The organism is Candidatus Sphingomonas phytovorans (assembly GCA_029202385.1).
GTDB classification, from domain to species: domain Bacteria; phylum Pseudomonadota; class Alphaproteobacteria; order Sphingomonadales; family Sphingomonadaceae; genus Sphingomonas; species Sphingomonas phytovorans.
In genome coordinates, this window is the sequence record CP119314.1 from 3,720,786 (window position 1) to 3,740,647 (window position 19,862).

Annotated in this window: 16 protein-coding genes; 6 read left to right on the forward strand and 10 right to left on the reverse strand. The window is 66.0% G+C overall.

Annotated elements, in window-relative coordinates:
- Positions 1-135 precede the first annotated feature (135 nt).
- Positions 136-753 (reverse strand): HAD family phosphatase, encoded by a 618-nt coding sequence (locus tag P0Y59_17085; protein ID WEJ98647.1) that lies wholly within the window; start codon positions 751-753, stop codon positions 136-138.
- A 2-nt stretch (positions 754-755) separates the two neighbouring features.
- A complete protein-coding gene (ykgO, locus tag P0Y59_17090) occupies positions 756-881 on the reverse strand; it encodes a type B 50S ribosomal protein L36 (protein ID WEJ98648.1) in 126 nt (41 codons plus the stop codon).
- 151 nt (positions 882-1,032) lie between these two features.
- On the opposite strand from ykgO, the gene P0Y59_17095 reads away from it, so the two are divergent.
- Positions 1,033-1,635, forward strand: coding sequence for a DUF4136 domain-containing protein (locus tag P0Y59_17095; protein ID WEK02607.1), 603 nt, complete (start codon positions 1,033-1,035; stop codon positions 1,633-1,635).
- Positions 1,632-2,750, forward strand: coding sequence for a M14-type cytosolic carboxypeptidase (locus P0Y59_17100; protein WEJ98649.1), 1,119 nt, complete (start codon positions 1,632-1,634; stop codon positions 2,748-2,750). Before P0Y59_17095 ends, P0Y59_17100 begins: the two co-directional genes overlap by 4 nt.
- A 93-nt stretch (positions 2,751-2,843) precedes the next feature.
- On the opposite strand, the gene P0Y59_17105 is transcribed toward P0Y59_17100, so the two are convergent.
- Positions 2,844-3,566: a dienelactone hydrolase family protein gene (locus tag P0Y59_17105; GenBank protein ID WEJ98650.1), complete on the reverse strand. Its 723-nt coding sequence runs from the start codon at positions 3,564-3,566 to the stop codon at positions 2,844-2,846.
- Positions 3,567-3,675: 109 nt separating this feature from the next.
- Between P0Y59_17105 and gpmA the strand changes: the two genes are divergently transcribed.
- The 3 genes from gpmA to P0Y59_17120 all read left to right on the forward strand — a co-directional run bounded on the left by gpmA (position 3,676) and on the right by P0Y59_17120 (position 6,026).
- On the forward strand, positions 3,676-4,362 hold the full coding sequence (gene gpmA, locus P0Y59_17110) for a 2,3-diphosphoglycerate-dependent phosphoglycerate mutase (GenBank protein WEJ98651.1): 687 nt from the start codon (positions 3,676-3,678) through the stop codon (positions 4,360-4,362).
- A 99-nt stretch (positions 4,363-4,461) separates the two neighbouring features.
- Positions 4,462-4,947, forward strand: a complete 486-nt coding sequence (purE, locus tag P0Y59_17115; protein ID WEJ98652.1) for a 5-(carboxyamino)imidazole ribonucleotide mutase — start codon at positions 4,462-4,464, stop codon at positions 4,945-4,947.
- Positions 4,944-6,026, forward strand: coding sequence for a 5-(carboxyamino)imidazole ribonucleotide synthase (locus P0Y59_17120; GenBank protein WEJ98653.1), 1,083 nt, complete (start codon positions 4,944-4,946; stop codon positions 6,024-6,026). Before purE ends, P0Y59_17120 begins: the two co-directional genes overlap by 4 nt.
- Positions 6,027-6,083: 57 nt before the next feature.
- On the opposite strand, the gene P0Y59_17125 is transcribed toward P0Y59_17120, so the two are convergent.
- The 4 genes from P0Y59_17125 to P0Y59_17140 form a co-directional block, all read right to left on the reverse strand.
- The gene (locus P0Y59_17125) at positions 6,084-6,383 is read right to left on the reverse strand and encodes a hypothetical protein (protein ID WEJ98654.1); all 300 of its coding nucleotides are present in this window, start codon (positions 6,381-6,383) and stop codon (positions 6,084-6,086) included.
- A gap of 24 nt (positions 6,384-6,407) precedes the next feature.
- Positions 6,408-9,242 carry a pitrilysin family protein gene (locus P0Y59_17130; protein ID WEJ98655.1) on the reverse strand — a complete coding sequence of 945 codons (2,835 nt, stop codon included), beginning with the start codon at positions 9,240-9,242 and terminating at the stop codon, positions 6,408-6,410.
- 75 nt (positions 9,243-9,317) lie between these two features.
- Positions 9,318-11,459 (reverse strand): acylase, encoded by a 2,142-nt coding sequence (locus P0Y59_17135; protein ID WEJ98656.1) that lies wholly within the window; start codon positions 11,457-11,459, stop codon positions 9,318-9,320.
- Positions 11,460-11,573: 114 nt separating this feature from the next.
- Positions 11,574-13,892 (reverse strand): TonB-dependent receptor, encoded by a 2,319-nt coding sequence (locus P0Y59_17140; protein WEJ98657.1) that lies wholly within the window; start codon positions 13,890-13,892, stop codon positions 11,574-11,576.
- Between the two features lie 236 nt (positions 13,893-14,128).
- On the opposite strand from P0Y59_17140, the gene clpB reads away from it, so the two are divergent.
- Positions 14,129-16,708, forward strand: coding sequence for an ATP-dependent chaperone ClpB (clpB, locus tag P0Y59_17145; protein WEJ98658.1), 2,580 nt, complete (start codon positions 14,129-14,131; stop codon positions 16,706-16,708).
- Positions 16,709-16,837: 129 nt separating this feature from the next.
- Here clpB and P0Y59_17150 read toward each other — a convergent pair whose 3' ends face one another.
- From P0Y59_17150 to P0Y59_17160, 3 genes are read right to left on the reverse strand one after another with little or no spacing between them, the layout of a single operon-like run.
- On the reverse strand, positions 16,838-17,173 hold the full coding sequence (locus tag P0Y59_17150; protein WEJ98659.1) for a hypothetical protein: 336 nt from the start codon (positions 17,171-17,173) through the stop codon (positions 16,838-16,840).
- A gap of 27 nt (positions 17,174-17,200) precedes the next feature.
- Positions 17,201-18,712, reverse strand: coding sequence for a putative 2OG-Fe(II) oxygenase (locus tag P0Y59_17155; protein ID WEJ98660.1), 1,512 nt, complete (start codon positions 18,710-18,712; stop codon positions 17,201-17,203).
- Complete coding sequence (locus tag P0Y59_17160) at positions 18,709-19,854, reverse strand: aspartyl/asparaginyl beta-hydroxylase domain-containing protein (protein WEJ98661.1); 1,146 nt, start codon at positions 19,852-19,854, stop codon at positions 18,709-18,711. The genes P0Y59_17155 and P0Y59_17160 overlap by 4 nt, the downstream gene beginning before the upstream one ends.
- Positions 19,855-19,862 lie beyond the last annotated feature (8 nt).

Consider the following 19,862-nt stretch of genomic DNA (forward strand, 5'->3'; position numbering starts at 1 on the left):
GTTACGCGATAACATGGAAACGCAGGCCAACCCGCTGGAATCACCCGCGTAAATCAGGCCGAAAGTCCAACATAACAGCGGAAGAAAAATGGGGCCGGCCGTAACAGCGGAGAATCCGAGTCGCTGTTGGACGGCTCAGGCCGGCAGCAGCCCCAGCCCGGCCAACTGCGCGCGCAACGTTGGCGCGTCGATGAACTGCAGGCCGTGCATGCCGACACCGTTCGCGCCCTCGATATTGTCGGCGCGGTCGTCGACGAAGACCGCCTCGCCCGGTTCGAGCCCGAAACGGTCGAGCGCAAGGCGATAGATCGCCGGATCGGGCTTCACCAGCCGCTCGTCGCCGGAGACGACAATGTCGCGGAACCGGTCGAAGACCGCCGCTTCGCGCGCGCGGAACGGCTTCCAGAATTCGCCGGAAAAATTGGTGATCGCAAAAAGCGGCACGCCGGCCGAATCGATCTCGGCGACCAGATCCGCCATGCCCGGCAGCATGCCCGGGATCGTCTCGCTGAAGCGCGGCCCCCACAGCGCGATCATGTCGGCATAATGGGGATAGGCGGCGCTCAGCTCAGCCGAGGTCTCGGCGAAGGGACGGCCCTCGTCATGCTGGAAATGCCATTCCTTGGTCGCGACATCGCGCAGGAACGCATCGAGCGCCCGATCGTCACCGATCAGGCGCTCGTAAAGGAACCGGGGGTCCCAATCGTACAGGACGTTGCCGACGTCGAAGACGACAGCGGCAGGACCCGTCACCTTCAGCCCTGGCGGGCCTTGAAGCGGCGGTTCGTCTTGTTGATGACGTAAGTACGGCCACGGCGGCGGATCACGCGGTTGTCGCGGTGACGCCCCTTGAGCGACTTCAGGGAATTGCGGATCTTCATGATCGATTCGCTTCTTTGATTCTCGGGTTTTGGAAAGAGGCGCCCGCATATGGACGAGAGGTGCCCAAGTCAACCCGGGCGACACGGAAGAAGGAAAGGTCTATCGGGCGTAGCGGGGGCGTGGCGACGGATTCGAAGGATGGCATTTATGATGAAGGCACGTGGATTGTTCATCGCACTGGCGGCCACGGGCCTTTCGGGCTGCGCCGCCACGGGCAGCGCGCCGGTGCAGGTGACTCGATTCCATCTCGGCGCGCCGCTTGAGCGCGGCACCGTGACGGTGGAGCCGATGACCGGCGACGCGCCGGCGAGCCTCGAATTCAGCGTCTATGCGAGCGCGGTGCAGGCCGAGCTGCTGCAACAGGGCTACAGCGCGCCCGAGCCTCATGTGACCGCGCAATATCTGGCCGTCGTCGGCGTCAACCGCACGACGCTGGAAGGGGCGCCGCGCCGTTCCCCGTTCACCGTCGGGATCGGTGCCGGCGGTGGCGGCGGCTATGGCGGCGGGGTCGGCGTCGGTGGCGGCGTCTCCTTTCCCATCGGCAAGGCGCGGTCGCGTTACGTGACGGCGAGCCAGATGTCGGTGCAGATCCGACGGCGCAGCGACGGCACGGTGGTGTGGGAAGGCCGTGCGCAGACCCGCGACGACGACAAGGGGCCCGGCGCGCAGACCAGCGTCGCCGCAACCAAATTGGCCCATGCATTGTTCCTGGGCTTCCCCGGCGAATCCGGCCGTTCTATCACGATCAAATGAGCATTCAGATCAACGCCGCCTTCGACGGCGGCAATATCCGCCTGGTCGCCGTCGCCGGAGACCGCATCGACCTGGAGATCGTCCACGATCACCAGTCCGATTTCTTCCAATGGTTCTATTTCCGCGTCGCCGGGGCGACGGGACGCAAGATCACCTATCGCATCCTAAATGCGGGTTCCTCGGCCTATCCCTTCGGCTGGCCGGGCTACAAAACGCGCGTGTCGACGGACCGGATCGACTGGCGGATGATCGAGACGCGCTATGCCGACGGCGTGCTTGAGTTCGACTGGGAGGGTGACAGCGAGCTGGTCTGGTTCGCCTATTTCGCGCCCTATACGATGGAGCGCCACGACGCGCTGGTCGCCGCGACCGCGCTTCAGCCGGGCGTCACCCATCGCCAGCTCGGCCTGTCGCTCGACGGCCGCGCGATCGACTGTTTCAGCATCGGCGACGGCCCGAAGCAGGTATGGCTCTACGCCCGCCAGCATCCCGGCGAATCCATGGCCGAATGGTGGATGGAGGGCGCGCTCGAGCGCCTGACCGACAGCGAGGATCCCGTCACCGCCGCCCTGCTCGCCAAGGCAACCTTCCATGTCGTGCCGAACATGAACCCGGACGGGACCTTTCGCGGCCATCTGCGCACCAACGCAGCCGGCGTGAACCTCAACCGCGAATGGCATACGCCGACGGCGGAGCAGAGCCCCGAAGTACTGTGCGTGCGCAATGCGATGGACGAGACCGGCGTCGCCTTCGCGATGGACGTTCATGGCGACGAGGCGATCCCCGCCAATTTCCTCGCCGGCTTCGAAGGTATTCCGAGCTGGACCGACGAGCTTGGCGAGAAATATTACGACTTCGCCCGCCGCCTCGCCGCCCACACGCCCGATTTCCAGATCGAGAAGGGCTATGAGAAGTCGAGCCCGGGCAAGGCCAACCTCAGCATGTCGACCAACCAGGTCGCCGAACGCTTCGGCGCGGTGGCGATGACCCTCGAGATGCCGTTCAAGGACCATGATGCGAACGCCGACCCGGAATTCGGCTGGTCGCCTGAGCGCAGCAAGCAGCTCGGCCACTCCTGCCTGGAAGTGCTGGCCGAGGTGATCGACACGATCTGACCGAAGACAATCACCGTTCGTCCTGGGCAGGGGCTGAGACAAGCCGAAAGGGCTGCTCGGGACGAACGGCGTAGCTGGACCGGCCGGACCGCTTCAGAACAGTTCAGCCAGGAAATCCTTCATCGCTTCCCAGCTCCGCCGGTCGGCGCGTTCTTCATAGGCGACGCCCGGCCGGGTCGACGCCTTCGCCGCCAGGTCGGTAAAGGCATGGCCCGCATTGCCATAAGCGTGGATCTGCCAGTCGGCCTTGCCCTCGGCCAGTTCCCGGCCCAGCGCGACCATCGCGTCGGGCGGCGCCAGCGGGTCCTCCCAGCCATGGCAGACAAGCAGCTTCGGCCCGATCGGCGTGGTGCTGGCGTAGTCCGGCCGGTCGTACACGCCGTGGAAGCTAACCCCGCCCAGGAAATCCAGCCCGGCGCGCGCCATGTCGAGCACGCACTTGCCGCCAAAGCAGAAACCGACCGCCGCGGTATTCGCCGGATCGACCCGGTCGAAGCCCTTCAGCGCGTCGAGCGACGCCTGCAGCCGATCGCGCAGTTGCGCGCGATCCGCATTCATCTCGTTCATATAGACGCCGATGTCCGGGGATTCGGGCGTCGTGCGCTTGCCCTGGCCGAACACGTCGCAGGCGAAGCCGACATAGCCGAGCCTCGCCAGCGCCTCCGCCTTGAGCGTGTCGGCTTCCTTCTGCCCGCGCACGTTCGGCACCACGAGCACGCCGGGCCTGAGCGTTCTCACCTCGTCCTCATAGGCGATCACGCCCTCGAAGGGCCCGCCCGGACCATTGTACACAAGTGTCTGCCGAACGATCGCCATGGCGTTTCTCCTTGCGGCCCGAATGCCATGCGCGATGCGTGCGCCGCAAGTTGCCTCTCCGCCGCCAATCGCTAGAGACGGGCGCGTCATCGATCGCTTCGGAGAAACCATGCCGACCCTCGTCCTGATCCGCCACGGCCAGTCCGCCTGGAACCTCGAAAACCGCTTCACCGGCTGGTGGGACGTCGACGTGACCGAAAAGGGCGCGGAGGAAGCGCGCGCCGCCGGCCGGCTGATGAAGGAGAAGGGCCTGGATTTCGACCAGACCTTCACCAGCCTGCAGACCCGGGCGATCAAGACGCTCGACCTCGCGCTTGAGGAGATGGGCCGGCTGTGGCTGTCGGTCGAGAAGGACTGGCATCTGAACGAGCGACACTATGGCGGGCTGACAGGGCTCGACAAGGCCGAGACCGCGGCCAAGCATGGCGACGAACAGGTCCATGTCTGGCGCCGCAGCTTCGACATCCCGCCCCCGCCGCTCGAGCCGGGCAGCGCCTTCGACCTGTCCACCGACCGCCGCTATGCCGGTATCGCGATCCCCTCGACCGAAAGCCTGAAGGACACGATCGCGCGAGTGCTGCCTTATTGGGAGGGCCGCATCGCCCCAGCGCTCAAGGCCGGGCAGCGCGTGCTGATCTCGGCGCACGGCAACTCGCTCCGCGCATTGGTCAAGCATCTGTCGAACATCCCGGACGATGCGATCACCAGCCTGGAGATTCCGACCGGCCAGCCGATCGTCTACGAACTGGACGAAGCACTGAACGCAACCGACCGCTATTATCTGAGCGAGCGCTGAGGTCTTCCAAAGCTCCTCCTTCAGGGGAGGGGCTTTAAGTAAGTTGCCCTCTTTCCTCACCATGGTTAGGAAGCCGCTCCTTCTACCGGGGCACCTCTCATGACGGACCATCCCCTTGTCGGCATCATCATGGGCAGCGCGTCCGACTGGGACACGATGCGCCATACCGCCGACATCCTTGCCGAGCTCGGCGTGCCGCATGAGAGCAAGGTGGTGTCCGCGCATCGCACCCCGCAGCGTCTCTACGACTATGCGACCCATGCCGAGGTGCGCGGCCTCAAGGTGATCGTCGCCGGCGCCGGGGGCGCGGCGCATCTGCCGGGCATGGCCGCCGCGATGACTCATCTGCCGGTGCTCGGCGTGCCGGTCGAATCCAAGGCGCTGAAGGGCCTGGATAGCCTCTACTCGATCGTCCAGATGCCCGGCGGCATCCCCGTCGGCACGCTTGCGATCGGCAAGCCGGGCGCGAAGAATGCGGGGCTGCTCGCCGCCGCGATCCTCGCCACGCACGATGCGCTGCTGGCCGAGCGCCTCAAGAAATGGCGCGCCGCGCAGACCGATGCCGTGGTGACCGACCCCGAATGACCGGCCCCAGGACACCGCTGCCCCCCGGCTCGACCATCGGCATCCTCGGCGGCGGCCAGCTCGGACGAATGCTCGCGGTGGCGGCGGCGCAGCTCGGCTATCGTACCCAGGTTCTCGCCCCCGACGCCGAAAGCGTCGCCGCGCAGACCGCCTCGAGCTTCACCCGCGCCGATTATCACAGCCGCATCGTCCTGGACGAGCTTGCCGCATCGGCTGATGTCGTCACCTACGAGTTCGAGAATATCGCGATCGAGCCGATCCGCTATCTCGCGACCCGGCTGCCCGTGCACCCTGCACCCGCCGCGCTCGAGGTCGCGCAGGATCGCGCCACCGAGAAGAGCTTCGTCGACGGTCTCGGCGGCCGCACCGCCCCGTGGCGCAAGGTCACGACCCTTGGCGAGCTGAAGCAGGCGCTGGCGGCGATCGGCGCCCCCGCGATCCTGAAGACGCTTCGGCTCGGCTATGACGGCAAGGGCCAGGTCCGTATCCGCACCGCCGACGAGGCGGAGGCGGCCTGGGCCGAGATCGGGGAGCGTCCGGCGATCCTCGAAGGCTTCGTCACCTTCAGCCATGAATTCTCGATCATCCTCGCCCGAGGCGCCGATGGGGAGATGGTCAGCTATCCGCCGCCCTGGAACGAGCATGTCGACGGCATCCTCGCCCGCTCCTCGCTCCCCGCGCCCGCCGAGATCGCACGGCACTGGGCAGAGGCGGCGGCGCTCGCCGGCCGTGTCGCCGACACGCTCGGCTATGTCGGCGTGCTCACGCTCGAATTCTTCGCGACCGACCAGGGGCCGGTGTTCAACGAGATGGCGCCCCGCGTGCACAATTCCGGGCACTGGACGATCGAGGGCGCCGTCACCTCCCAGTTCGAGAACCATATCCGCGCGATCTGCGGCCTGCCGCTCGGCGACACGGGCCTGATGGCACCGCGCGTCGAGATGGAGAATCTGATCGGCGAGGACGCCAATCGCTGGGCGGAGATCCTGGAGGAACCGGGCGCGCGCCTGCACCTCTATGGCAAGACAGTGCGGCCGGGCCGCAAGATGGGCCATGTGACCCGGCTGGCGCGGGAATGAAAACGGCCCGCCTTCCGGGTGGAAGGCGGGCCGCTTCGTTACACGAGCCGGACGCGATCAGCCGGCGCGCGTGCCCGACATCGGGAAGCTGCCGAATGCGCCGGCGCCGACCGTGCCGGTCAGCGTGTCGCCCTCGACCGTCGCATTGCAGTCAAGCGTCATCGGCATCGGAACGGTGATGTTCATCGTCCAGTGGAGCGCATTGCCGTCCACGGTGCCGGTCACCTCGACCGATCCCATCGCGCCGGTGTTGGTGCCGGTGAAGCTGCCGCCGTCGCTCTTCACGACGAAGGTTGCCTTCTGGTCACCGAGCGGCGACTTCACGACCGTATCCCAGGTGCCGTCGACTTCAGCCATGTCTTCTCTCCTGATCCTGAATCCCTAGCGCACGTCCGCGACGGACGCCGCCGGCACCACCTCAACCGGCAACCCGAGGCTGTCAAGCTGGGGTCGAACGGTCTTCGCGTCGCCGACGACGACCCAGATCAGCTTCGACGGATCGATTACCGCGCGTGCCGCAGCGTCAAGCTGGCCGATCTTCAGCCCGCGATAAGCCTGAGGAAGTTTTGCATAATAATCGTCGGGCCGCTTGTAGAGGCTGTTGGACTGCATGCCGCCCAGCACGGCACCCGCCGTTTCGAAATTGCCAGGCAGCGAGCGAATCATGCCGGCGATCGTTCGGTCGAACTCGAGCGGGGTGATGCCCTTGGTCGTCAGGAAATCCCCCACATCGGCGCGCAGCGCGGCGATCGAGGCGCCGGTCTTGTCGACCTGCACCGGTGCCTGGATGACATAGGGGGCGGCGAACTCGGCGCGCTGGAAACTGCCGCTCGCGCCATAGGACCAATGCTTGTCCTCACGCAGATCCATGTTGATGCGCGACAGGAAGCCGCCGCCGAGCGTGTCGTTGGCGGCGAGCAGGGGCACGAAATCGTCAGTGCCCTTCAGCGTCGTGGGGGTCGCCGCATAGATCAGCGACTGGGGCGAATCCGGCCGGTCGACCAGCACGATCTTCGGCGTGGACGGCGTCGACGGCGCCGAGAAATCCTTCACGCCGGCCGGACCGGTCGGGCTCCAGTCGCCGAATTCGGCGTCGAGCGCCGCCTTCACCTCGGCCAGCGGCCGATCGCTGACGACGAAGATGCGCGCCTTGTCGGGCCGGAGCCACGCGTGCTGGAAGGCGATCAGATCGTCGCGGGTCAGTGTCGCGACCGCCTTGGGATCGCCACTGCCGAACGACTTGGCATAGGGCGAGGCCGGACCATGGACGAGCCGCGGCATGACGCGCGAGGCGAGGCCGCCCGGGCTGGTCAGCTCGGCCGAGATCTGCGCAAGCTGCTGGTTCTTGACTCGATCGACCTCGGCCGGCGCAAAGGCCGGGTTGCGTACGATATCGGCGAACAGGTCGATCGCCGGCACCAGATTGGGGCTGGGTACCGACAGAGTCAGGCTGGTGCGATCGGCGCTCGCACCCGCACCGATGGCGGCGCCGAGCCTTTCCTTGGCCTCGGCGATCCCGATCGAATCGAGCGAGGTGGTGCCCTCGTCCATCATGTTGAGCGTCAGCTGCTGCGTGCCGAGCCTGGCCGCCGGATCGGCGGCAACGCCAGCGTCGAAGCTGATCACCGCCTGGGTGATCGGCACAGCGCCGCGCTGCGCATAGATCAGCTCGATGCCGTTCTTCAGGCTGGTGTGCACCGCCGGCGGAAAATCGATGTCGGAGATGGCGGCGACGGCCGGCATCGCGCCGCGCGTGCCCTTGACCGGCACGTCGGTCGACGGCTTCGGCTCGACCGCCGCCGCCTCGGTATAGGCCTCGCGGGGACCGGGCACGACGGTCAGCGCATAGACCGGCCGGCTCAGCCACTTCGCCGTCGCCGCCTTGACGATCGCCGGCGTCGCGCCCGCCATGATCGCAAGCTGTTTCTTGTACGCAGCGGGATCGTTCGAATAGAGCGCGCCCTCGGCCAGGGTCGCCGCCTTGCCGCCGCCGCCGCCGACCGATTCAAGGCCCTGGATCGTGCGGGTCACGGTGCCCGTCGCCACGCGCTGCACCTCGTCGGCGGTCGGGCCCTTGGCGATCAGATCAGCCACGATCTCGTCCAGGCGCTTCGCGACGATCGCCGGATCGACGCCCGGCTTCACATCGGCATAGACCTCGAACAGGCCGACCTGCGCGAAGGTCTGGTTGCTCGCGGAGACGCGTACCGCGATCTTTTCCTTGCGCACCAGTGCATTGTCCAGCCGCGAGCTGGAAAGCCCGCCGAGCACGCCCGCAGTCACGTCGAGAAGGGTCGAATCCTTGTCGTTGACGCCCGGCACCGTCCACATGCGGTAGATGCGCGTGGTCGAAACCCTGTCTTTCATCACCTCGGCCTTGGCGGCGGCGAGGGTCGGGACGTTGACCTCAGGCACCACGCTGACCGGGCCGCGCGGGATCGCGCCGAAATATTTCTCGACCAGCAGCTTCGCCGTGGCAAGGTCGACATCGCCGGCAAGCGACAGGATCGCATTGTTCGGCGCATAATGATCGTGGAACCAGTCCTTCACCGTGACGAGGCTGGCGGCGTCGAGATCGGCCATCGAGCCGATCGTCGAGTGGCGATAGGGGTGGCCGTTCGGGAACAGCGCGGCAAGCTGGCTGTATTCGACCAGGCCGAAGGGCTGGTTGTCGCCCTGGCGCTTCTCGTTCTGGACGACGCCGCGCTGCTCGTCGAGCACACCCTGAGTCACCGCGCCGGTGAGATAGCCCATCCGGTCGCTTTCGAGGAACAGCGCGCGCGCAAGTGCTGGCGTCGGCACCGTCTCGTAATAATTGGTGCGGTCGAACCAGGTCGTGCCGTTCAGGTCGGTCGCGCCGACTTCCTTCATCGGCGCGAAATAATCGCCCGGCGCGTTCTCGCTGCCGTTGAACATCAGATGCTCGAACAGATGGGCGAAGCCGGTCTTGCCGGCGGGCTCGAACTTCGACCCGACATTGTACCAGACCGACAGCGCGACGATCGGCGCCTTCCGGTCGGTATGGACGATCACGCGCAGGCCGTTGGCGAGGGTGAATTCCTGATAGGGAATATCGACGCTCTTCACGAGGACTGAAACTGGGGCCGGCTTGATCGGAGCGGCCTTAGCGGTAGCGGCCGGGGACGGCGCCGCGACGACCGGCGTCGCGAGCGCGCCCAGCGCCACGCCCGCGAGCGCGAACAGCTTGATGTTCATGGAAGATATGTCCTCGAATAAGCACGTATATTACGCAGGTATAACGCGGCCGATGCGCCGCGCAATCGGGGCCGCTCAGGGACGATAGACCCGCTCGACATGGTCCTTGAGCTGCGCCGGATCGAACCACACCGGCTTTAGCTCATGCCGGACGAACAAGGGGGCCTGATCGGCATAATGCGGCGATTCGGGCCGCGTCGTCGCGGCGCCGAAGGGCTGGATCGATTGCGAGCTGACCCTGCCCGCCTTGTCCCACGCGACGAACATGATGAAGCTGTCGCCATGCTTCACCACAAGCCGGCCGTCAGGCGCCTCGTCCCACAGGGCGGCGGCACGGAGCACGTCGGGGCCGCCGTCCATCGGCAGGTCGACCTTGCCCTGGCGGACACGCAGGACGGTACCGAGTGGCGGATCGAGCCGTCCGAAATATTTCTTCAGATAAGCGGCCGCCTTGCCGAGTTCCTCGCGCGGATCGGCTTCGGGCCGCCGCTGATAATGCCATTTGTTGCCGGCGCGCAGCAGCAGCGCAGCGATCGCATCGGCCGGCCCCTTGCCGTCGTAATTCCAGTCCCATTTCGCCAGCAGCGCCTGTGCCTCGATCAGCGTCCGGTCGTCCTTGGGGTCGACGGCTGCCAGATCGGCGAACCATTTCGCCGCCCAGCTCACCCGGCTGACGCCGGTGTCGAACTTGATCCGGTGGAGATCAGCGTCGCTGATCGAGGGGGTCGCCCCCATCAGTTCCAGCGCGCGGGTCGCCCGGTTGGTGGTGTCGGTCTCGATCCCGAGCAGCGGGGAATAGTCCGCCGGCTTCATTTCCGAACCCGTCCCCGCCGCCTGGAAGGGAGTGTTATTGGCGTTGATCAGGAAGCCCGAGGCGGGGTTCACGTTGCGCGGCACCTGCGCCCAGGGCACCGTCCCAGCCGCGAGGTCGCGCGACGTGTCGCCCGGCAGCACCTTGGCATAATCATAGCCCGGCTTCCGGTTGGGGAAGCTCGCATTGTAGAAATAGGCGATGTTGCCCGCCGCATCGCCATAGAGGAAGTTGGTCGCCGGCACCCCCTGGATGGCCAGCGCTTTCTGCCATTCGGCGAAATCGCGCGCCCGGTTGAGCCGGTAATATTCCTCGACCATCCTCAACTGGTCGGCCCCGCCGTAACGAAGCGCGAACGCGCCCCTGGCGTTCTCGACCACCGGCCCCTGCACCGCGCGCAGCACCGTCTTCGGCACCGGCAGCACGAATGGGCCCCACAGCTTCACATGCAGCCAGACCCGCGTCTTTTCGAGCGGGCGCCATGCACCGTCGAAGCGATACGCATCGCCCGCCGGATTGAGCGTGAGCTTGTAGATATCGATCAGGTCGGGCCGGTTGACCGTGTTGGTCCAGCCGAGCGTCCGGTTGTGCCCGAGCAGCGGATAGGGCGCGCCGGGAAAAGTCGCCCCGGCGAAGTTCCAGCCGGCCTGCGAATGCACCACCAGTTCATACCAGGCGACGCCGCCGCGCCAGGGCTGGTGCGAGTTGGAGACGAGCCGGGTGAATCCGTCGGCCGAGCGCTTCGGCGCGACGACGAAGGCGTTTGAGCCGTTCTCATTCCCGTTCGGGCCGATCGGCGTGATGTCAGGCGCGTCGGGCACCGGTCCGGCGTTCTCCCTGGGCAACGGCGTGTCACCGGCCAGTGCGCCAAGCACTGAATCCAGCCCGAAGAAGAAGGGCGACCGAAGCACGAAACCCACCGCGACATCCCGGCCATTGACCGGGAAGAGCTTCGCCAGCCGCACCTCGCCCGGATGCTTCTCGGCATAGCGGTTCAACCCGGAGGCATAGCCATCGAGCAATGCCCGCACATCGGCCGGTTGCTTCAGGTAATCGCGATCGACCGTCTCGCGCGCGCCGAGCAGGTGAAGCACATAGTCGGTCTTCGCCCCATCGCCGCCGGTCATCGCACCGAGCCGCCCGCGCGTCATCGCGAGCACTTCCTGCAGGGTCGAGAAATCATCCTCGGCATGCGCATAGGCGATGCCGTAGGCGACATCGGGATCGGTCTTGCCGAAGATATGCGGCACGCCGAAAGTGTCGCGCGCGATCTTCACGTCATAAGAGTGGGCGGGCGGGGCCACGGGCGCGCTCGCGGTGAGCGGCTCCCAGATGGCGAGGCCGATCGCGGCCAGGATCAACAAGGCGACCAGTCCGGTCGCGCCTCTTACGAAAATCCGCCGCATCCACCCTCACCCGCTCTTTATGTCATGCGGGTGGTGTAGCGGTACGCGGCGGCCGGAGCGAGCGCGATTGCCGCCGCCTCCGCGCGGAGCGTGGAAGCGGCGGCGGCGCGACGATCAGAAGCCGGTCTTCACCGTGACGAAGAACTGCTGCGGCGCGCCCGCGAGCAGCGTCTGGTTGTCACCGCTGTTGCCGAAGCCGTTCGACCCGATGGTCGAGATATATTTCCTGTCGAACAGGTTGGTCGCGTTGAGCTGTAGTTCGACCTTGCGCTCGCCCGGCAGGGTGACGCGGGCGCCAAGGGTCGCATCGAAGATCACCTGTTCAGGCACCGACTGGTCGTTGGTGTAGGTGAAGTAACGCTTGCTCATGTAGTTCGCGCCGATGCGGCCGAAGAACATGCCCTTGTCATAGGTGATCTCGCCCTTGGCCAGATGCTTCGGGCTGTCGACGGTCGTCTTGCCCTTGGTCAGGACGGTGGCGCTGACATTGTCGCGATAGGTCGAGTCATTGTAGCTGTACGATGCGAACACGCCGAAGCCATGGCCGAGCTTCGCCTCGCCCGCCGCCTCGAAGCCATAGGAGCGGACCGCGCCGACATTCTGCAGGATCACCGGGTTGCCGACGATCCCCGCGCCGGTCGTCACGCCGAGCAGGCGATTGCGGAAGTCGACATAATAAGCCGCGATCAGGCCGTTGAACCAGCGGTTCTTGAAGCGGCCGCCCAGTTCATAGGTGTTCGATTCCTCGGGCTTCAGCTTGCTGGTGGTGAGCAGCGCGTTGAAACCGGGCTGGGTGGTCGCGAACGGGCCGGTCGTCGCCGACGAGACGAAGGCGCGCTTCACCTGGGTGAAATCGCCGAACAGCTCGGCGCTCTCGCTGAGCTTGTAGTTGAAGCCACCATGCGGCTGGAACCAGTCGGTGACCTTGATCTTGCCCGCCGCGAGGCCGCCCGAGACGATCGGGGTGGCGGAATTGCGGACGTCGAAGCCCTTCCAGCCGAAATCGATCGTCAGATTGCCCAGCGCGATCTTGTCCTGGACGTAATATTGGATGGTCTCGGTGCCGTATTTGAAATCCCACTGGGTGAAGAAGGGATTGGACTGGAATTCGAGCGAGTCCCGCGTCGGGGCCATGCGGCTGGTGAGGCCGTAGAAGCGCCGGGCCTGGCGGAAATCATTCTTCTCGTACCAGCCGCCGACGGTGATGTCGTTGAAGCCGAGCTTGCCGCCGATCGAGCCGAACACGCCCTTGCGGCGGATGTCGTACTCGGTCGTGCGCACCGAGAGCGGCGCGCCGCCCGGCGTCGCGGTGTACGGCGTGAACCAGATGCCCTGGCCATGGTTCGAATGATAATAGGCCTTGAGTTCACCATGGATCGGCGCGTCCTTCGCCGTCTCGATGCCGAGCGAGGCGAGATAGTCGACCCGCAGACCCGCCGCATTGTAATAGACGTCGTCGGCGGTGGCGTAGGGCGCCGGATAAGGCAGCGGTGCCGTCGGGTGCGCGCCGTTATAGGCAAGCACATCGGCGATCGCGACCGCGAGCGGATAATTGTTCGAGATATTGTCGTTGTTCAGCCCGAGACGGCGGATCATGTCGAGCGACAGATCCTGATAGTCGTTCTCGCGGCGATCCGAGAAATCGAACGTGCCGACGAGGCGGACATCGGCGATCGGTGCGACGAACTTCGCATTGACCTGGTGCTGGCGCTGCGAGCCGAAGCCCTTCCACTTCTCGGTATCGAGATAGCCGTAGGAGACATAGGCGCTCGGCCCGTTTTCACCGAGCACGCCGGTGTCCAGGCGGCCGAAGGCGCGCACCGTGTTCTGGCTGCCATAGGTGCCGTTCAGCGTCATGCCGAAAGTGGGTTTGGGATCGCTCGAGAAGAACTCGATGGTACCGCCGAGATTGTTGGTCGCCTGGGTACCGATCGATCCTGCGCCCTGCGACACGATCGTCTGGCCGATATTCTCCGACGAGATCGCGCGGCTGACGTGCAGGCCGTTGGTGTTGCCATAGCTGCCGTCGCCGAGCGGGATGCCGTCGAGCGTGAAGCCGATCTGGTTCTGGTTGAAGCTGCGGATCGAAACGCGCTCCGACCATTCATAGGCGCCAAAGGCGTCGGCCGACTGGAAATTCACGCTGGGCAGCTTCTCGATCGCCTTGAGCGGGCTGGTGCCCGCGGCCAGCCGCTCGATATCGACCTGGCTGATGCGCTGGACCTGGCGCGTCTCGCCACGGCCGATCACGATGATATCGGCGGAGGGGGCATCTGCAGCGGGCGCTTCGTCCGGCGCGGCTGAATCGGGCGTGGTATCGGCGGCAGCCGCATCGCCTGCGGCGGCTGGCTTGTCGGTGGTGACGGCAGCGTTCGCAGCGAATGGCGAGCACAAGGCAGTGCCAGCCAGCAGCCAGGCGTGAAGATGACGCATGTCGATTTCCCCTTTTGGGCGTTAAGTCCGGGGCGCCCCACTCCCTGGCGCCCTCGTCGCGCCTAGGCGTTGTGCGTTGCACAATTATGGGAGGAACATGTCGTTCGTGCGTGACTGGCAAGACAGGAATGTGACACCTTCCGGCCCCTCTGAAACGAGGGCGAAAAAGTCCTGCTGGAGAGGCTTGTGTTGCATATATACAACACCATATTCGGGCGAGACCTGGAGGGACGACAATGAACCTGGAAAAATTCACCGATCGCGCGAAGGGCTTCCTGCAATCGGCGCAGACGGTGGCGATCAGGATGAGCCATCAGCGCATCTCGCCCGACCATATCCTGAAGGCGCTGCTCGAGGACGAGCAGGGCATGGCCGCGGGACTGATCACGGCCGCGGGCGGCGACGCGAAACGCGCCGTGGCCGAAACCGACGCGGCGCTGGCAAGGATTCCCGCCGTCTCGGGCGGCGGCGCCCAGCAGACGCCGGGGCTGGACAATGACGCGGTACGCGTGCTCGACCAGGCCGAGCAGGTCGCGGCCAAGGGCGGCGACAGCTTCGTCACGGTCGAACGGCTGCTGCTCGCGCTGGCGCTTTCCACGACCACCGCCGCCGGCAAGGCGCTGGCTGCCGCGGGGGTGAAGGCCGATGCGCTCAACGCGGCGATCAACCAGATCCGCGCTGGCCGCACCGCCGACAGTGCCGGGGCCGAGAGCCGGTTCGATGCGCTCAAGAAATTCGCCCGCGACCTGACCCAGGCGGCGCGCGACGGCAAGCTCGATCCGGTGATCGGCCGCGACGAGGAGATCCGCCGCACCATCCAGATCCTCGCCCGTCGCACCAAGAACAACCCGGTGCTGATCGGCGAGCCCGGCGTCGGCAAGACCGCCATCGCCGAAGGGCTCGCGCTGCGCATCGCCAATGGCGACGTGCCCGATACGCTGAAGGACCGGAAGCTGATGTCGCTCGACATCGGCAGCATGATCGCCGGTGCCAAATATCGCGGCGAATTCGAGGAGCGGCTCAAGGGCGTGCTCGACGAAGTGCGCGCCGGCGAGGGCGACATCATCCTGTTCATCGACGAGATGCACACGCTGATCGGCGCCGGAAAGACCGACGGCGCGATGGACGCCTCCAACATGATCAAGCCGGCGCTGGCGCGCGGCGAACTCCACTGCGTCGGCGCGACCACGCTCGACGAATATCGCAAATATGTCGAGAAGGACGCGGCGCTCCAGCGGCGCTTCCAGCCTGTCTTCGTCGGCGAGCCGACGGTCGAGGATACCATCTCGATCCTGCGCGGGCTGAAGGAGAAGTACGAGCTGCATCACGGCGTGCGCATCACCGATGCGGCGATCGTCGCCGCGTCGACCCTGTCGAACCGCTACATCACCGACCGTTTCCTGCCCGACAAGGCGATCGACCTGATGGACGAGGCAGCCAGCCGGATCCGCATGGAGGTGGAGTCCAAGCCGGAGGAGATCGAGACGCTCGACCGGCGGATCATCCAGCTCAAGATCGAGCGCGAGGCGCTGAAGAAGGAGAGCGACGCAGCCTCCCGCGACCGGCTGACGACCCTTGAGGGCGAGCTCGCCAATCTCGAACAGCAATCGGCCGAGCTGACCACCCGCTGGCAGGGCGAGAAGGACAAGATCAACGCCGAGGCGAAGCTGAAGGAACAGCTCGACGCAGCGCGGCTCGAACTCGACCAGGCGCAACGCGCTGGCGATCTCGCCAGGGCGGGCGAGCTATCCTACGGCACGATCCCGCAGCTTACGCGGCAGCTCGACGACGCGCAGGCGACCACCAAGGGCGCGATGCTGCGCGAGGAAGTGACCGCCGACGACATCGCCGCCGTGGTCAGCCGCTGGACCGGCATTCCAGTCGACCGGATGCTTGAAGGCGAGCGCGCCAAGCTGCTGGGCATGGAAGAAGCGCTGGGCAAGAGGGTGATCGGGCAGAGCCAGGCGGTCCGCGCCGTCTCGACCGCGGTGCGCCGCGCGCGTGCCGGCCTGCAGGAACCCAACCGCCCGCTCGGCTCCTTCCTGTTCCTCGGGCCGACGGGCGTCGGCAAGACCGAGCTGACCAAGGCGCTCGCCGAATTCCTGTTCGACGATCCGTCGGCGATGGTCCGCATCGACATGAGCGAGTTCATGGAGAAGCATGCGGTCGCCCGGCTGATCGGCGCCCCTCCCGGCTATGTCGGCTATGAGGAAGGCGGCGTGCTGACCGAGGCGGTGCGGCGCCGGCCCTATCAGGTCGTGCTGTTCGACGAGGTCGAGAAGGCGCATGGTGATGTGTTCAACGTGCTGCTCCAGGTGCTTGACGACGGCCGGCTGACCGACGGCCAGGGCCGCACGGTCGATTTCTCCAACACGCTGATCATCCTGACCTCGAACCTGGGCAGCCAGTATCTGTCGAGCCTGCCCGATGGCGAGGACGTATCCTCGGTCGAGCCCCAGGTGATGGAGATTGTGCGCGGTCATTTCCGCCCCGAATTTCTCAACCGGCTTGACGAGGTCATCCTGTTCCACCGGCTCGGCCAGAGCGAGATGGCGCCGATCGTCGATATCCAGGTGGCGCGCGTCCAGAAGCTGCTGGCCGACCGCAAGGTGACGCTCGACCTTACCAGCGGCGCCCGCGCGTGGCTCGGCCGGGTCGGCTATGACCCGGTCTATGGCGCACGGCCGCTGAAGCGCGCGGTGCAGCGCTACCTGCAGGATCCGCTTGCCGACCTGATCCTGCGGGGCGACGTGAAAGACGGATCGACCGTGAGAGTCGATGAAGGCGACGGGAAGCTGGAGTTGCAGGTCGGCTAGGGGCGGTCTTGGCCCATCGCGACCATCAGAAGAAAATCAGGGGCATGATCCGTTCCAGTCGAATCATGCCCCTGCACGCCTATCAGGTATCCTTTATCGTGCTTCGCCCCCCGGAAGCCGATGGTCGGATCAGCAACCAACCTTCCTCCCGCAGCCGCTGACCTGCGACTGTTGGACTGTCTCCCGATCGACGCGGCGCTGCTCCGCCCATTGGCTTCGCGTCATGCAGATCTTCTTGACCGCCAACCGGCTGCCCAGAACCTCCTGGTTCTCGCAGACCATCTGGTTCGGATCGCGCTTCTTCGACGCCGCGCCTGCATCGTTCTTCTGTTCTGCAGCCAGCGGTGCCGGCATGAGGCTGGCGACCGCCGCCAGCAAGGCAACTCGGAAGACGGGATTCATAAGCGATTCTCTCGGGACGTTGATCAGGCCTGAAATCTGCCTCAGACCGTCCGGAATGGCCATATATTTCTGCGCGACAATCGAAAGGTTTCAGCGCGGCGGCGCGACATCGAACGCGACCGTCAGCCTCTCCCCCTCGGCAAAGGGCCGCGTCCCGTGCCACATCCATGAGGGGAACAGCACCAGCCTGCCCGCCTTCGGCTCGATCAGCAGACTCGGCGCCAGATCAAGCTTCAACGCTGCCTGAGGTTCGCCCAATGCCAGCCAGCCGGCGTGCACATGCTCATCCGGCCCGCGCGAGGGAAGCGCGATATACAGTGCCGAGCTGATCCAGCCTTGGGGATGAACGTGGTTGGCATGGAATCCGCCGTCGTGAAGCCGAACCGACCAGCTGCCGGTGAAACGGATTCGACGGTCGCGCCGTGCACCAAGGAGCGGATGCCCGGCATCCGGCCGCGGGAGCTGGGCGACATAGCGCGCGACGGCTTGCTCGATCGCCGCGCGCATGGCCCGGATCTCCGGGTCGATGCGACTGAGAAGCGGACCGTCGGTTTGAGTCCCGCCACGGACCGACTGATCCAGATATTGTCCTTTCGCCACGTGGAGCGAGCGCAGACGATCGGCCAGCCTCTCCAGCGCCGGCAACGCCGGGCCGAGATCCACCACCGCGACGAGGTCCGGCGAATCCTCCAGCCATGCGCTGCGGGGATCGTCCGTCAGCCGCCAGGCGGCGGCGGCATAGGGCCACATGGCCACGGCACGATCCGTCGCCAGTTCGCGATCGATGAGCGTGACAGCATCCGCTGCCCTGCCGCTTCTCAGCAGATGGCGGACCCGCCAGAGCGCAAGGCGCGGCCGGGCGGAGGCGGGAACGCTGTCGAACAGGACGGTGGCGGTATCGTCTTCCCCTAGTTCCACGGCCGCGATCGCCTCATATTCGGCGCGGGCGTCCTGCCCATGCCCTGCTTTCCCGGCTCGCTGCAGCGCCTCTCGCAGGCCGGTATAATTCTCGCTGCGTACAAGAAGATCGAACAGGCCCTGCCACAACGCTCCTTCGCCCGGGAGGCGTTTGAGTGCCTGATCGAGAGAATGAGTCGCCCTTTCGGGTCGCCCGAGCATCGATTGAATCTGGCCCAATTGCAGGTGACCGTGAATCCATCTCGGCTCTCGATCCAGAATCGCCTGGAGCTCGGCCGCCGCCTGTTCCCCACGACCCGCCGCCAGGCGCGCGGCGGCCAGCCCGAGCAGAATCTCCCCGTTCGCCGGCGCGAGCCGACGCGCCTGCTCGAACAGTGCGACTGAATCCAGACCAGCTTCAAGGGCCACATGGGCTCGGCCATGGGCGATGCTCGCAACGGCCGGCGCGAGGCGTGCGGCCTGCGCGAAGGATCGTGATGCGGCCACATGCTCGTCCAGCGCCCGCTGGAGCAATCCGGTCCATTGCCACAATTGCGCATTGGCCCCTTGCGCCGCCGCGCGAGTCAGCAGGGGAAGCGCCTGTTCTTCCTCACCCTCATCGAGCGCGAGTTCCGCCAGTTCGGCGAGGCTGCCCGCGTCCGCCTGTCCCAGCCGAGCCGCAGCGAGCCGGGACGAAAAGGTCACAGGCCGCTTGCCGCGGTACCGTCTGCTGCGATGAGCGCCGCGACCGCCTCGCGCTCGATCGCGGTCAGATCCGGATGCCAGATATCGAAGATAAGGACGACGCGGAGCTGGTCGCTCGGATTCGCTGCCTCATGCTCGATCGTATCGTCGAACACAAAGGCTTCTCCCCGGCGCCAGAAACGCGTTTCAGCGCCGACCCGGAACCAGCAGCCCTCCGGAACCACCAGCGGGAGATGGCATACGAGCCGGCCGTTGCTGACGCCGACATGCGGGGGAATGACGGTGTCGGGCGCAAGCAGGGAAAACATCGCGTTGGGAGAAGCCCCGGGGATCGCCGGCTGCGGCAGCCGGGAGAGGAGATCGAGCGTGCGGGGGCAATAGCGGGCGTTGGCCTCGATTTGCCGTCCGTTCTGCCACAGATGAATCGCCGTCCAGTCGGCATTATGGTTGAGCGGCTGCCACTGGCGAAGCGGGAGATGGTCGGCATATTGGATATAGGGAACGAGCTCGGCCCGCTCGGCCCCCATCACCGTCTCGAATTCCTCCTGAATTATGTCGGTCGCCGCCTCAAGCGCATCGAGCCAGTCGAAATGGCGCCGCGGATGGAATTCCCGCTCCACCAGGCCCGGAAAGTGAAAATGGGTGGGCTCGCTGTGATAAGGGCGCGTCCGGCGCAATGCATTGTTCCGGAAGCGCGCAATACGCGCACGCTCTTCTTCATCGGCGCGCTGCTCCACCAGCGCCATGCCAGCCTTCAGCCTGGCTTCCCGCCGATCGAGCCATTCGGCATATCGGCGCTCGCCCTGTTCGAGCACCACCGCGATCTGCGGCGGCGGCGCGGCCTGCGGTCTCTGGGCAAGCGCGTGACCCCACGCCTCTCCCGCCGTCTCGTCACCCAGGCGGTCCAGCAGCGTTGCCCGCATCAGCAGCGCGGTGAAGTCCAGCGGGGAGACGGCGAGCGCGCGGTGCACGGCGTCGAGCGCCACGCGCGGCTGGCCCGCAGCCCGGCTCACCCCTGCGAGTTTCAGGAGGATGGAAAGATCCTGCGGTTCAATCCCCGCCGCATCCCGGAGCAGCGCCTGTGCTCGCGTAAAATCCTGCGACGCCGAAGCGCGATCCGCTTCGGCGAGCAGTGATCCCACATCCGCCG